The organism is Mitsuaria sp. 7, assembly GCF_001653795.1.
In the GTDB taxonomy this organism is placed as follows: Bacteria; Pseudomonadota; Gammaproteobacteria; order Burkholderiales; family Burkholderiaceae_C; genus Roseateles.
Map to the genome: position 1 here is coordinate 1466622 of NZ_CP011514.1, position 14501 is coordinate 1481122.

Consider the following 14501-nt stretch of genomic DNA (forward strand, 5'->3'; position numbering starts at 1 on the left):
ATGAGCCAGATCCACCGCGACCGCCTGCAACCGGCCCTGCTGGACCGGTTGACCGACGACGATCCCTACCACCGCGTCGAGGCGGAGGAGCGCCGCGTCATGACCAAGTCGCAGCTGCGCCAGGCCGTGCTGCGCGACCTGGGCTGGCTGTTCAACGCCATCCAGCCGATGGGCAAGGCGTGCGATCCCTACTCGCACGTCGGCGACAGCGTGCTGAACTTCGGACTGCCGGCGCTGTCGGGGCAACTGGCCTCGCGCGTGGACGTGCACCTGCTGGAGAAGCAGATCCGCCAGGCCATCCTGCGCTTCGAGCCGCGCATCCTGCCCGACACGCTGGAGGTCCGCGCGATCGAGACGCAGAGCGTCATGGACACCCACAACGTGATCGAGTTCGACATCCGCGGTCACCTGTGGGCGCAGCCGATCCCGCTGGAGATCCTGCTGCGCACGCAGATGGACCTCGAGGCCGGCCAGGTCGAAGTGCGCGAGGGCTGAGGACATGGATCCGCGCCTGCTGCGCCTGTACAACGACGAGCTCGCCCACCTGCGCGAGGTCGGCGCCGAGTTCGCGCGCGACTTCCCGAAGATCGCCGCCCGGCTCGGGCTGGAGGACGCCGAAGTCGCCGACCCCTACGTCGAGCGGCTGCTGGAGGGCTTCGCCTTCCTGTCGGCGCGGGTCCAGCTCAAGCTGGACGCCGAACATCCGCGGCTGATCTCGCACCTGCTCGAATCGATCTACCCGAACTTCCTCGCGCCCATCCCGTCGATGATGATCGCGCGCCTGAGCGTCGATCCGACCGACCCCAACCTGTCCAAGGGCCATCCCGTGCCGCGCGGCAGCGTGCTGCAGTCCGCCATCCCGCGCGGGCAGGACACGCGCTGCGAATTCCGCACCGCCCATGACGTCACGCTGTGGCCGCTGACGCTGGACGACGTCCAGTACTTCACCCATGCGCCGGACCTGCCGGTCTCGCGCCTGCCGGATGCGGCCGGCAGCCGCGGCGGCGTGCGGCTCAAGCTCAAGACCGGCGGCGGCATCCCCGTGCGGCAACTCGGACTGGACCGGCTCGCGCTGTACCTGAGCGCGCCGGACGAGGTCGCGTACCGCCTGCATGAGCTCGCGCTCGGCGCGCCGCTGGGGACCTACGTCACCGGCGACGGCATCGACGCCGCCGCCGTGCCCGTGCAGTGGCGACCCGCGACGAGCATCCGTCCGGTCGGCTTCGCGCCCGACGAGACGCTGCTGCCCGAGACGCATCGCAACTTCTCCGGCAGCCGCCTGATGCAGGAGCTCGCCGCGATGCCGCGGCGCTTCCTGTTCCTCGAGGTCGATCAACTCGCCGACCGCCTCGCGCGCATCGACGGCACCTCCTTCGAGATCGTGCTGTTCTTCTCCCGCGGCGACGGCGCGCTGGAGGCGATGGTCGATGTCGACAGCGTCTCGCTGCACTGCACGCCGGCGATCAACCTGTTCCCGAAACGGCTGGACCGCATCCAGCTGGGTACCGGCAGCTGGGAGTACCACGTCGTGCCGGACCGCACCCGGCCGATGGACTACGAGATCCACAGCCTGCAGTCCGTCACCGGCTATGGCGCCGGTGCGCTCGGCCAGCAGGGCTTCGAGCCGCTCTACGCGACGTACCACGAGGCGCCGCCCGACGCGCCCGGCTTCTACACCGCGCGGCGCGAGCCGCGGCTGATGTCCTCGCGCCAGAAGGAGCAGGGGCCGCGCACCGGCTACATCGGCGACGAGGTCTTCCTCTCGCTGGTCGATCCGCGCCATGCGCCGTATCGCGAGGACATCCGACAGCTGTCGGTCTCCGCGCTGGTCACCAACCGCGACCTGCCGATGCTGCTGCCGCACAACGGCGCCGGTGTGTGGCGGCTCGATGCGGCGGGTCCGGTGCTCAAGGTCGATGCGGTGCACGGCCCGACGCGACCGGTCAATCGCCAACCGGCGGGCGAAGCGGGCTGGAGTCTGGTCGGCCTGCTGACGCAGCAGCAACTGCCGTGGGGCGACGAGCCGCCCGCGCAGGCGGCCGCGACGCTGCGGCGTCTGCTCGCGCTGTACGGTCCGCCGGGCGACCCCGGCTGGTTGCGGCAGGTCGAAGGCGTGCGCGCCGTCGAGTCGAAACCCGTCGTGCGACGCCTGCCGTTCACCGGGCCGTTGAGCTTCGGCACCGGCGCCGAGATCGTGCTGGAACTCGATGAGCACGCCTTCCAGGGCCACAGCACCTTCCTCTTCGCGAGCGTGCTGGAGCGCTACTTCACGCGCCACGCGGCGATCAACAGCTTCACGCAGCTGAGCCTGCGCACGACGCAGCGCGGCCTCGTGAAGCGCTGGGCGCCGCGCATCGGCGGCGATGCCGAAGGACGCAGCGACCGCGCCAACGGACGCGACGGGGACCGCGGATGAACATCCACGGGCCTGGCTCGACCCCCGACGACGACGCCACCGGAGAGTCCGGCGGCGGCGCTGTCGCGCAGGCGTCCGACGCCAAGTCCGATGGCAAGTCCGATGGCAAGTCGGATGGCAAGGCCGACGCCAAGTCCGACGACACATACGACGACGTCGAGCCGACGCCCGAACCGACGCCTGAATCCCTGCTCGCGCGCCGGCCCGAGAAGCGCAACGAGCGCGATGCCGCGCTGCGTGCCTTGTTCGAGGGCGTCGAGGCCACACCCTGGGCCTTCGACTTCTTCGCGCTGCTGCGACGCATCGAGGGCCTGACGCCGGACGTGCCGCGGCTGGGTCGCGGCCTGCGTCCGTCGCAGGAGGCGATCCGTCTGGGCCAGGAGCCCGAACTCGACTTCGCGCCGGCGGCGCTCGCCAGCCTGACGCGCGGCCAGAACCCCGCGCCGCGGCTGGGCGTGCGCTTCTTCGGCCTGCTCGGACCGCAGGGGCCGATGCCGCTGCACCTGACCGAGTACACCCGCGAGCGGCTGCACCAGCGCGGCGATCCGACGCTGAGCCGCTTCCTCGACGTCTTCCATCACCGCCTGCTGCTGCACTTCTACCGCGCGTGGGCGCAGTCGCAGCCCGCCGTGCAGCACGACCGGCCCGCGACCGACCGCTACGCGGCGTGGCTGGGCGCGGCGACGGGACTCGACGGCGCGCAACGCCCCGGCGACTCGCTGCCGCAGACGGCGCGCCTGTTCCAGGCCGGCCTGCACGGCGGCCGCGCGCAGCATCCGGAAGGCCTGGCCAAGATCCTGTCGTCCCACTTCAAGGTGCCCGTGCGCATCGAGCAGCACGTGCCGCACTGGCTGCCCGTCGAGGACGGCGAGCGCACGCGGCTGGGCTTCGCGCGCCAGCGGCCCGAGCGCATCGGCAGCGAGCTGCCGCGCCTGGGCCGCAACACCTCCGCGGGCAACAAGGCCTGGGACCGGCAGTACCGCTTCCGCGTCGTCCTGGGGCCGCTGACGCTGCGCCAGTACGAGGGCTTCCTGCCCGACGGCGACGCGTGGCGGCCGCTGAACGACTGGATCCGGCAGTACGTCGGCCACAACCTGCAATGGGAGCTGCAGCCCGTGCTGCGCCGCGACGAGGTGCCCGCCGCGGCGCTCAGCGGCAACGCGCGACTGGGCTTCACCTCCTGGACGGGCCGCTCGGGCGGCCGTCCGCATCGTCACGACCGGGGCGACCTGCACCTGCATCCGCATCAGCGGGTGAAGGGGCGGGCCACGCCGCCGGCATCACAGGGAGCATCGTCATGACTGAAATCGCCCGCACCAGCCTCTTCGGCAAGCTCAACCCGCTGGCCTACAAGGCGATCGAAGGCGCCACCGTGTTCTGCAAGCTGCGGGGCAATCCGTACGTCGAGCTGCAGCACTGGCTCTACCAGATCCTCAACACGCCCGATTCCGACCTGCATCGCATCGTCAAGCATTACGGGCTGGACGCGGCGCAGCTGTCGACGGACCTGATGGCCTCGCTGGACCGGCTGCCGCGCGGCGCGACCTCGGTCACCGACCTGTCGAGCTGGGTCGAGAACGCGGTCGAGCGCGGCTGGGTCTACGGCTCGCTGATGTTCGGCGACCAGCAGGTGCGCACCGGCCACCTGGTGCTGGGTCTGCTGAAGACGGCGTCGATGCGCAACGTGCTGCTGTCGGTCTCGAAGCAGTTCGAGAAGATCAACGTCGACGACCTGGGCGAGAAGTTCAACCAGATCCTCGAAGGCTCGCCCGAACGCGCGATGCGCGCCGCCGAGCCGGGTGCCGCGCCGGGCGATGCCAGCGGTGCCATCGCGCCTGCCGCGATGGGCAAGCAGGAAGCGCTCAAGCGTTACGCCGTCGACCTGACCGAGCGCGCGCGCAACGGCGAGATCGACCCGATCGCCGGCCGCGATGAAGAGATCCGCCAGATCGTCGACATCCTGATGCGCCGCCGCCAGAACAACCCCATCCTCACGGGCGAGGCCGGCGTCGGCAAGACGGCCGTGGTGGAAGGCTTCGCGCTGCGCCTGGCGCAGGGCGACGTGCCGCCGCAGTTGAAGGACGTGTCGCTATACATGCTCGACATCGGCCTGCTGCAGGCCGGCGCGAGCATGAAGGGCGAGTTCGAGAACCGCCTGCGTCAGGTCATCGACGAGGTGCAGGCCTCGCCCAAGCCCATCATCCTGTTCATCGACGAAGCGCACACGCTGATCGGCGCGGGCGGCGCGGCGGGGACGGGCGACGCGGCCAACCTGCTCAAGCCCGCGCTCGCGCGCGGCAAGCTGCGCACGATCGCGGCGACGACCTGGGCCGAGTACAAGAAGCACATCGAGAAGGACCCGGCGCTGACCCGGCGCTTCCAGGTCGTGCAGGTGCCTGAGCCCGATGAGCACAAGGCCGTCCTGATGCTGCGCGGCGTGGCCTCGATCCTGGAGAAGCACCACCGCGTGGCGCTGCTCGACGAGGGCATCGAGGCGGCGGTGCGTCTGAGCCACCGCTACATCCCGGCGCGTCAGCTGCCCGACAAGGCGGTGAGCCTGCTCGACACGGCCTGCGCGCGCGTGGCGGTGAGCCAGCATGCGACGCCGGCGGAACTCGAGGACTGCCTGCGCCGCATCCAGGCGCTGGAGATCGAGCGCGAGATCATCGGCCGCGAAGGCGCGATCGGCATGGACGTCGCGGAGCGCAAGCAGCGCGTGGCGACGCAGCTCGACGAGGCGCAGACGCGCAAGGCCGAGCTCGAAGCGCGCCACCTGAAGGAAAAGGGCATGGTCGACCGCGTGCTGGAACTGCACGCGCTGCTGCGCAAGGACGGCGAGGGCGCGCCGGAAGAGGCCGAACGCGAGACGCTGCTGACCGAGCTGCACGGCCTGCGTTCGGAACTGACGACGCTGCAAGGCGATGCGCCGCTGATCCTGCCGCAGGTCGACGAACAGGCGGTGGCGGCTGTGGTGCAGGACTGGACCGGCATCCCCGTGGGCCGCATGGTGCGCAACGAGGTGCAGGCGGTGCTGCAGCTGGCGGACACGCTGAACCAGCGCGTCGTCGGCCAGCGCCACGCGCTGGAGATGATCGCCAAACGCATCGAGGTCTCGCGCGCCGGGCTGGACAACCCGAGCAAGCCGATCGGCGTGTTCCTGCTGGCGGGCACCTCGGGCGTGGGCAAGACGGAGACGGCGCTCGCGCTGGCCGAGGCGCTCTATGGCGGCGAGCAGAACGTCATCACGATCAACATGAGCGAGTTCCAGGAGGCGCACACGGTCTCCACGCTCAAGGGCTCGCCCCCGGGCTACGTCGGTTACGGCGAAGGCGGCGTGCTGACCGAGGCGGTGCGTCGGCGCCCCTACAGCATCGTGCTGCTGGACGAGGTCGAGAAGGCCCATCCGGACGTGCACGAGCTGTTCTTCCAGGTCTTCGACAAGGGCCGCATGGAGGACGGCGAGGGCCGCCACATCGACTTCAAGAACACCATCATCCTGCTGACCAGCAACGCGGGCAGCGACCTGATCATGAAGCTGTGCGCGGACCCGGAGCTGATGCCCGAGCCGGACGGCATCGCCAAGGCGCTGCGCGAGCCGCTGCTGAAGATCTTCCCGGCGGCGCTGCTGGGCCGCCTGGTGACGATCCCGTACTACCCGCTGAGCGAGGAGATGCTGGGCCAGATCGTGCGTCTGCAGCTGGGCCGCATCCAGAAGCGCGTGGGCGAGAACCTGGGCGTGCCGCTGACCTTCGGCGAGGACGTGGTCAAGCTGATCATCAGCCGCTGCAACGAGGTGGAGAGCGGCGGCCGCGTGGTCGACGCGATCCTCACGAACACGGTGCTGCCGCGCATCAGCCGCGAGTACCTCACCCGTGTCACCAACGGCCAGGCGATCACCAAGGTCGAGCTGGCGGTGAAGGACGGGGACTTCGCGTACGCGTTCGACTGAGGGCGACAGGAAGGGTGTCCGGCCGGCGGCGCAGCGCCTCGCCGCTAGGCAAAGGGATCGGACTTTTCAAGCGGCATGCCCACGATTCGTGAACTATGTCCCATGAACAAGTGTCGAACTCCTTTACAGCTTGTCACTGATGCAAGGGGCACGGCTGCGTTAAGTCATTGACGCGGCTGGGAATTTTCCGGGTGGCACGGTCGGTGCAATGGGTGGGTTGGTTCCAACCTCATTCAAACGACAACACCATGACCTTCCGCTCGATGATCACCACCGCCCGTCTGTCCCTGGGCGCCGTGGCGCTGGCCTGCGCTTCGCTGCCGATGACCGCTTCCGCGGACGTCGTGTTCCAGTCGCTGCCCAGCCTCACCGGCAACTCGGCCACCTCGCCGTGGTGCTCGGGCTGCGGCGGCAGCTACCGCGTCTTCGACCAGTTCACGCTGAACTCGGCCAGCGACATCACCGGCTTCAGCGTCAACATCTACAACGTGGGCCAGTACTGGAACAGCGGCATGACGTTCTCGGTGTGGAGCCTCGGCGGCAACGGCCTGCCGGGCACGCAGGTGTTCAGCCAGACGCTGGGCGCCAGCGACTTCACGACGACGGACCTCGGCGGCGGCCAGGCCACGGCCACCACCGACGATCTGCTCCACCTGAATCTGGCGGCCGGTACGTACTACGCCAGCTTCTACAACACCAACCTGGCGGTGTGGGGCTACCGCAATGCGGGCGGCGTGCTGTATCAGCAAGGCGCCTCCCTGCGCAACGGCGAAAGCGCCGCGTTCGCGCTGGAAGGCAACGCCGTGCCGGAACCCGCGTCGCTGGCCCTGGCCGGTCTGGCGCTGGCGGCGGTCGGCGTCGTGCGCCGCCGCAAGTCGGCCTGATCGCCGACGTCATCGTCGGACCCGACGGTCCGACGCCGCCGCCGTCAGGCGGTTGAAGGAACGCCCGCGCTCGCGGGCGTTTTCACGTGCGGTCCCGGATCGACGGCGGCAGTCGCTCAGCGCGCGGTGATCGACAGCGAGCCGTCTTCGCCGGTGGGATCGCCGCCGATGACGCGGCGGTCGATCTGCCCCTCGCAGCCCTTGGCGCTGCACTGCTGGTTCACGAGCCGCAAGGGCTTAGCCGCCGTCGGCTCGCCGCGCTCGATGACCGGCAGCACGACCTGACCCTGCGTCGACCCGGCTTGCAGCGAATCACATCCGGCCCAGTAGCCGACGAAGCGATGCGCCGTGCCGGCGGGCTTGCCGCCGCTGAACGGCACCAGCACCACGCTGCTCCAGCGCTGGTACACGCCGCTCTTGCCGATGCCGGTGTGCGTGAACTCCAGGCAGCTGCCCCAGCGCTGGCCGCCGGCCGTCACGCGGTAGGCGTCCGTCGAGGTCCAGTCGATGTCCGGCAGCGGCTCGCCGCCCATGGCCTTGTGTTCGACGAGGACGAGCTGCCTGCCGCCCGGCGCCTTGGCGAAGCCGCCCTTGTCGCGGTCGAGGCGCAGCTCGCCGACGTCGACGAAGCAGCCCTGCGGTCCGCACCAGCCTTCCGTCCTGATCGGTTCCAAAGCTGCGGGCGTCGCGGTGCCGCGCAGCAGATCCCGCAGCTCGGTCGCGTTCTTGACCAGGGCATCGGCATGCGCAGCGCATGCGGTGAAGAGCGAGACGGCGAGGGCGGTCGCCGCGATCGGCGGCAGTCGGGACAGGCGAGGCATCAGTCGTACACCTTGTTGTTGGTGGCCTTCACGAAGTCGTCGTTGTACTTCCAGAAGATCGTGCCGCCATACGCGGCGGTGGACTCGTACTTGTAATCCCATTTGCCGCGCAGCTTGGTCTTGGCGCCCGCCGCGCTGCGCCACCATTCTTCACCGGGGACGTCCTTGTCCTTGATGTCGTAGATGTTGTGCTTCGGATCGGTGATGTGGATGCCGGCCTTGACCTTGGGGTGCTTGTCGTAGTTCGACTTGATGTCGGCGCCGTCCCAGAAGTAGCCGCCGTTGGCGTAGTCCGTCCCGGTGGGGCTGAGCGCGTTGCGCGCACCGCGCACGGCGTCGTTCATGCCGGTGTCCGCGGCGATCTCTTCCGCAGTGGCCTTCTTGAGCTTGTTGTGCCGCTGGTTGCCGTCATGCGCGGCGAACGCGAAGGTCTTGTCCGTCTTGATGAACGCGCTGATCGTCGCGAAGCCGCGCGCCTTCTGCTGACGCACGAGCACGTTGGCGATCGCGGCCATCTCCTCGTAGACGTTGCCGGTCGAGCCCTCGCCGTAGGCGACGGCGGCCAGCGCGCGGGTGTCGTCGTCGATGGCGGCGGCCTTCTCGGCGCGGGGCGCGGCGCCGACCGGCGACACCAGCGGCGAGGCGGCGCGGATCATCGTGCCGTCGTCGATCTCGTGGGTATTGGCCCCGGCGCCCAGGGGTCCGGGAATGCGTGCAGCAGGCATCGGCGCCTCTTCAGAATGCGGATGGACCCGAAGGTACCGGGCGGGACGGTCGGGCCGAAGTGACTTTGGCCTCTGCCCAGGCGGGAATTCGCAACGGGATGTTTCTCAGAGGGCAAGACCTGGCCCGTCTATCCGTTGATCCGCCGTGTCGGCATCGGCGCCGGCAGCCCGCGGACAATCACTTGGCCAGGTTCGAAGAGGGATTCCAGACGCTTGAGAAGCTGCTCGGCAGGCTGCTTGATCACGCCCAGATTGCCCAGGCCGATGGCGTACACGCTGATGCGGACCGAATAACGATCGCCATCGGGCAGGGCCACCGCGGTGACCGAGATCGGCTCGATGCGGCCGCCGAAGCAGCTGTCCGCGTCGTCGACCTTCAGGTTGTGCTCCGCGCAGGGCCGAAGCCCATGCTCGACGGCCCAGGCCGCGAAGATCTCCCGGACCTCCTGGTCCTTGCCATCGGGCAGGCTGAACTCGCGTGTGCCGAAGCTCTGGCAGGCGGTCAGCAGCAGGCTGGCGGCCAAGGCGGCGAACGGCGCGACGGCGATGCGGGGTGGGCGGGCGAAGTGGGGCATGAATGAGTTCCTGGGTCGATGGCTGAGGTTTCCAGGACGACGCGCGTCGGCGCGGGTGCCATGTCTTGCGCAGGCGGACTCCCCCATCATCGCCGCCGACGTGGCGTGCTTGCTGGTGCAGATGTCTTCTCGCCGCCGAACTTCGCGAGCCACGTGCCCTTGATGATCAGCACGAACAGCGCCATCCCGATGCTCAGCCAGAGCGCGACGCAGAGCACAAACATCATCGGTGACCGCGCAGCGACGAGGTCCGGCGCGCTCCAGAGCGGCGGGATCACGCCTCGCGCCAGCCCGCGGATCGCGATGAAGATCGGCGCGCCGCCGAAGATGACGGCCAGGAAGACGCCGAACACGCGGCCGGACCGTTGACCCAGCACGGAGTTGTCGAAGCCGCTGTCTTCCCACTGCCTATCACCGAAGACCTTGAGGTTGAAGATCGCCGCTGCCAGCGCCAGGATGCCGATGATCACCGCCATGATCGCGAAGGCGCCGCCCACCATGCCGAAGGTGCCTCGTCGACTCTCCTGGAAGGTCCAGACGCAGCCGGCGAGGACGGCGAAGGCGATGACGCGGCGGAGGAGGGACATGGCGCGCTTCAGGCGTTGGGCAAGCAGTAGTGGGCGATTGGCGAGCGAGCGGAGTATCGAGCGTTTCTCGCCCGGAATGACCTTCGCCGCTGACTTGCGTGATCGGGCGTCCTATCGTGCGCGCCTGAGAACACCTCAGGAAAACGCGGCAGCGAGCTCGACCCATGAACCTGGAAATCGATGTGATCGACGGACGTGTCACCGTCGACGGAAAGCTCGTCTGGCAAGCTGGCGCGTTGGGCGTGGCGGGTCTGGAAGGTGGGCCGGTCCGGTACTTGGACCTCTCGGCGAAACTGGTGATCGACGCCCGCAGTGGCCGAGCCCCTGCGGCATTCGTGCTGTTCGACGAGGAGGAGTTTCCGGAGTCGATCCTGACCTCGCGGATGGTGAAGCGCTTCGTCAAGAAGACCGGTGTCGAGCCCGAGATGGCGGCGCAGTCCCGAGCGGTGGCCCGATTCCCTTGGGGCGAGGTTGAGTTCTACGTCGATCGGAGGCTGGGCGATCTGTCGATCGAAGTCCGCGGTTGACGTGCGGCTAAGGCCGTCAGGCAGGCAGGACCTGACCCCCGTGGGGTGCCATTCTGATAATTCTGCGGAATTCACCTGAGGCTTTCGAACCGTCGGAGTGACTTTCGACCGTTGTGGTGATCGCGGGTGATCCCTAGCCTCCGGGTGTCGACCTGACCCTTGGTGCCATGGCCTCTCCTTTCCGCCTCAAGACCGCCTTGCCTGAAGAGACCCTGCGCGTGCACAGCTGTGTATCGCGGGAGGGTCTGAGCGACGCCGGAGACACCACGCTGACGCTGTTGAGCGAACGCAAGGACATCCAGGCCTCGGACCTGCTGGGCAAGCCCGCGACGCTGACGATCGCGCTGCGGGACGACGCGCCGCGATACCTCAGCGGCTACGTGACGCGCTTCGCGCAACGCGGCTTCGAGGGCAAGCACTGCGTCTACGAGATGCAGCTCAAGCCGTGGCTGTGGCTGCTGTCGCGCACCTCGGACTGCCGGATCTTCCAGGAGCTGTCGGTCCCCGACATCGTCAAGCAGGTCTTCGAGGACCACCCGGTGGCGCGCTACGAGTTCAAGCTGCTGCGCCCGTACCGGACCTGGAACTACTGCGTCCAGTACCGCGAGACGGACTTCAACTTCGTCGCTCGACTGCTGGAGCACGAAGGCATCTACTGGTACGTCGAGCACGACGAGGGCGGCCACAAGGTGGTGCTGTGCGACTCGGCCAGCGGACACGATGCACGCCCGGGTTGCGAGTCGCTGCCGTTCTATGGCTCGGGGGCGCAGGCCACGCCGGCGCTGGAGTACGTGCAGGCCTGGGGCAGCGCGGAGTGCGTGAAGCCGGGCAAGGTCGTGATCACCGACTACGACTTCCAGCGGCCGTCGACGTCGCTGGAGACGGACCAGAGCGTGGCGCGCAACTACGACCTGTCCGACGGCGAGATCTTCGACTACCCGGGCGGCTACATCCAGACGGGCGACGGCTCGCAGTACGTCGAGGACCGCCTGGACGAGCTGCAGACGCAGTTCCAGACCTACGACGGCACGACGAATGCGCAGGGCGTGAGCACGGGGCATCTGCTGTCGCTGTCGCGCCATCCGCGCGAGACCGAGAACGCGCAGTACCTGATCACGGGCACGCAGATCAGCCTGAGCCAGGCGGCCAACGAGGCCGGCTCGGGCGAGACGGGGCTGCGCTGCAGCTTCAGCTGCATCCCGGCGGCGCAGCAGTACCGGCCCGCGCGACGCACCCCCAAGCCGCTGGTGGCGGGGCCGCAGACGGCCATCGTGAGCGGTCCGGCGGGCGAGGAGATCCACACCGACAAGTACGGCCGGGTGAAAGTGCAGTTCCACTGGGACCGCCGCGGCAAGCGCGACGAGCGCAGCTCGTGCTGGGTGAGCGTGGCGCATCCGTGGGCGGGCTCGAACTTCGGGGGCATCCATATCCCGCGCATCGGGCAGGAAGTGATCATCGGGTTCATCGAAGGCGACCCGGACGCGCCCATCATCATGGGGCGCACCTACAACGGCGAGAACCTGCCGCCGTGGGACCTGCCGGCCAACGCCACGCAGAGCGGCTTCCTGACGCGCTCGACCAAGGGCGGCAGCTACGGCAACGCCAACGCGATCCGCTTCGAGGACAAGCACGGCGACGAGCAGCTGTGGATCCACGCGGAGAAGAACCAGGACATCGAGGTCGAGAACGACGAGACGCACTGGGTCGGGCGGGACCGGACCAAGACGATCGACCGGCATGAGACGACGCTGGTCAAGGGCAACCGCACGGAGACGGTGAACCTGGACGAGACGATCACGATCCATCAGAACCGCACCGAGCGCGTCGACCTCGACGAGAAGATCTCGATCGGGATGAACCGGACCGAAGATGTCGGCATCAACGAGACGATCAGCGTCGGGTCGAATCGGTCGGTGACGATCGGCGGCGTGAAAACGGAGACCATCGCCTTGGCGAAGGCCGAGACGATCGGACTGGGCAAGGCCCTGACCATCGGTGCGGCCTATCAGACGACCGTCGGCGGGCTGATGAACACGACGGTCGGACTGCAGCAGTCGGAGCAGGTAGGGTTGAGCAAGACCACGCGCGTCGGCAAGACCTACGAGTTGGTCGCGGGCGACGCGATCCGCTTCGTCGTCGGCAAGGCCAGTCTGACGATGACGAAGGACGGCAAGGTGACGATCGTTGGATCGGAGTTCCTGTTCGACGCGTCGGGTCCGGTGCAGATCAACGGCAAGGACATCGACCTCAACTGAGGTCGGAGCTCCGTATGGAACTGGTCAACCTCACGCCGTTCGGCGCGGCGGGTTATCGCGGCATCGACACCCAGGACCGCGAGCATGAAATCGTGGTGGTACGCACGGTCTACAAGCTCGTGCCGGCATGGCAACTCGAGGGCGCTCAGCCGACGACCGCCGGTCCGATGCGCCTGGTGCCGCAACTGATCGACGAAGGCGCCCCCCCGCTGGTCACCGAGGATCAATACGTCGGTGAGGTCGGCCTGAGCAGCGTACGCACGGAAAGCGATCTCGCGCCGTTCAAGCCGAAGTGCGACGTCCTGGTCACCGGCACCAGCCATGCGCCGGCAGGACGGCCGAGCGAAGGCTGGTTGGCCCGGCTGCGCGTCAGCCAACCGTCGCGTCATCCCCAGGCGGACCCGGCGGCCGGTTATGTGCCGCCGTTGACGGATCCCGACACGAGCTTTGCGGACCGCGTGGCGTGGCAGGAGGAGCGACGCGTCGCGATCGACGGCTGGCTGCGCGCGCCGGGACCGAACGGGGATCGCAGCCGCGAGATGCTGCTGGACAAGGCCTTGCATTTGCATGCGCCGTCGGAATTCGTGCGCGACGCCAAGGGCGCGTGGGCACGGCGGACGCTGAGTGCCGCGACCAGCGTCCCGCTGCTGTATGAACTCGCCTACGGCGGCAGCAGCCGCGTGCCGCATCCCGATTTCGGACGCGATGCGGAGGCGCCGGAACTGCTGCTCAACGAGGTTTGTTTCCTGAATCCTCTGGGCCGCGGCTGGATGCATGCGGATCTGGAACGCGCGTCGCGGGAGGCCCGTGTACCGGTGCCGACGTCGTGGCCCGCGCCGCAGATCGAGGCGCCGGATCTTCCGGTCGATCGACCGGACATCACGGCGCAGGCCGCAGGTCAGCAGCCGCCGCAGATGCTGGAGCAGGCCAGGGCTTATGCGCATCGTCCCGCGGGTTTCGGTCCGGTCGGACGCGCCTGGACGCCACGCATCCAGCGCGCAGGTTCCTATGACGATCGATGGCTGGCGGAGCGCTGGCCGAATCTGCCCAAGGATTTCGACATGGCGTACTGGAACGCCGCGCCGCAGGATCAGCAGATCGCCTTTCCGCGGCCCGACTGCTACATCGAGCTCGGGAACCTGATCGCCCCCGCGCTCTGCCCGAGCGGTCACGCCTTCGTCGCGCTGCCGGGGCATCGCGTGTCGGTGCTGTTCCATCTCGCCAGCGGCCTGATGCTCGGCGGCGTGTGCGCGATCGATACCTTGCACGTCGATACGGACGCGATGGAACTCGCTATCGTCTGGCGCGCGAGCGTGTCGGCGGAGATGGGCGTGAAGACGACCGAACTGCGTTTCGAGACCGACCTGACAGCGCCGCTGTTCAAGATGGAGGAGGCGGCTCATGGCCAATAACCTGGGAGCGCGCAAGGAAGGTGGCTGGGTCGTCTACAGCATGCCGCCGGACGTCTGCAAGACGCCGATGGGCAGTTCGATGGTCCCGGTGCCTTATCCGATCACTTCGCAGCTCAGCGATGCGACGGGCGTCGTGAAGAGCGTGAAGATCAATGGCAATCCCGTCGTGGTCTTCGACCAGAGCAAGACGCCCAGCAGCGCGGGCGACACGCCCGGCAGCGGCACCGGCATCAAGAGTGGCACGGTGGGCAAGAAGTGCGAGCCGCTGGACAAGAGCTCCACGGTGCGTGCCGGCAAGAAGTGGATGGTCCGCCACGGTGACAAGTTCTGGATGAACGGCGGCTGATCGC

At 68.4% G+C, this 14501-nt stretch carries 13 protein-coding genes; 9 read left to right on the forward strand and 4 right to left on the reverse strand.

Annotation, left to right across the window (positions count from 1 at the left end):
• The 5 genes from tssE (at position 1) to ABE85_RS06545 (ending at position 7249) form a co-directional block, all read left to right on the forward strand.
• Positions 1-495: a type VI secretion system baseplate subunit TssE gene (gene tssE, locus ABE85_RS06525; RefSeq protein ID WP_067271540.1), complete on the forward strand. Its 495-nt coding sequence runs from the start codon at positions 1-3 to the stop codon at positions 493-495.
• A 4-nt stretch (positions 496-499) separates the two neighbouring features.
• Positions 500-2416 carry a type VI secretion system baseplate subunit TssF gene (tssF, locus tag ABE85_RS06530; protein WP_067271545.1) on the forward strand — a complete coding sequence of 639 codons (1917 nt, stop codon included), beginning with the start codon at positions 500-502 and terminating at the stop codon, positions 2414-2416.
• Positions 2413-3717, forward strand: a complete 1305-nt coding sequence (tssG, locus tag ABE85_RS06535; protein WP_082938383.1) for a type VI secretion system baseplate subunit TssG — start codon at positions 2413-2415, stop codon at positions 3715-3717. Before tssF ends, tssG begins: the two co-directional genes overlap by 4 nt.
• Positions 3714-6365, forward strand: a complete 2652-nt coding sequence (tssH, locus tag ABE85_RS06540; RefSeq protein WP_067271549.1) for a type VI secretion system ATPase TssH — start codon at positions 3714-3716, stop codon at positions 6363-6365. The genes tssG and tssH overlap by 4 nt, the downstream gene beginning before the upstream one ends.
• A gap of 248 nt (positions 6366-6613) precedes the next feature.
• On the forward strand, positions 6614-7249 hold the full coding sequence (locus ABE85_RS06545; RefSeq protein WP_067271555.1) for a PEP-CTERM sorting domain-containing protein: 636 nt from the start codon (positions 6614-6616) through the stop codon (positions 7247-7249).
• Positions 7250-7365: 116 nt separating this feature from the next.
• Here ABE85_RS06545 and ABE85_RS06550 read toward each other — a convergent pair whose 3' ends face one another.
• The 4 genes from ABE85_RS06550 to ABE85_RS06565 all read right to left on the reverse strand — a co-directional run bounded on the left by ABE85_RS06550 (position 7366) and on the right by ABE85_RS06565 (position 9957).
• On the reverse strand, positions 7366-8070 hold the full coding sequence (locus tag ABE85_RS06550; protein WP_067271558.1) for a hypothetical protein: 705 nt from the start codon (positions 8068-8070) through the stop codon (positions 7366-7368).
• Positions 8070-8795 (reverse strand): hypothetical protein, encoded by a 726-nt coding sequence (locus tag ABE85_RS06555; RefSeq protein ID WP_231993244.1) that lies wholly within the window; start codon positions 8793-8795, stop codon positions 8070-8072. Before ABE85_RS06555 ends, ABE85_RS06550 begins: the two co-directional genes overlap by 1 nt.
• A 128-nt stretch (positions 8796-8923) precedes the next feature.
• Positions 8924-9370 carry a hypothetical protein gene (locus ABE85_RS06560; protein WP_067271560.1) on the reverse strand — a complete coding sequence of 149 codons (447 nt, stop codon included), beginning with the start codon at positions 9368-9370 and terminating at the stop codon, positions 8924-8926.
• 86 nt (positions 9371-9456) lie between these two features.
• Positions 9457-9957: a hypothetical protein gene (locus ABE85_RS06565; protein WP_067271563.1), complete on the reverse strand. Its 501-nt coding sequence runs from the start codon at positions 9955-9957 to the stop codon at positions 9457-9459.
• 164 nt (positions 9958-10121) lie between these two features.
• Between ABE85_RS06565 and ABE85_RS06570 the strand changes: the two genes are divergently transcribed.
• From ABE85_RS06570 to ABE85_RS06585, 4 genes are all read left to right on the forward strand, one after another.
• Positions 10122-10484: a hypothetical protein gene (locus ABE85_RS06570; RefSeq protein ID WP_067271566.1), complete on the forward strand. Its 363-nt coding sequence runs from the start codon at positions 10122-10124 to the stop codon at positions 10482-10484.
• A gap of 167 nt (positions 10485-10651) precedes the next feature.
• The gene (locus ABE85_RS06575) at positions 10652-12739 is read left to right on the forward strand and encodes a type VI secretion system Vgr family protein (RefSeq protein WP_067271569.1); all 2088 of its coding nucleotides are present in this window, start codon (positions 10652-10654) and stop codon (positions 12737-12739) included.
• Positions 12740-12753: 14 nt separating this feature from the next.
• Positions 12754-14151 carry a DUF2169 domain-containing protein gene (locus tag ABE85_RS06580; RefSeq protein ID WP_067271572.1) on the forward strand — a complete coding sequence of 466 codons (1398 nt, stop codon included), beginning with the start codon at positions 12754-12756 and terminating at the stop codon, positions 14149-14151.
• Positions 14141-14497, forward strand: a complete 357-nt coding sequence (locus ABE85_RS06585; RefSeq protein ID WP_067271576.1) for a DUF4150 domain-containing protein — start codon at positions 14141-14143, stop codon at positions 14495-14497. Before ABE85_RS06580 ends, ABE85_RS06585 begins: the two co-directional genes overlap by 11 nt.
• Positions 14498-14501: the final 4 nt, after the last annotated feature.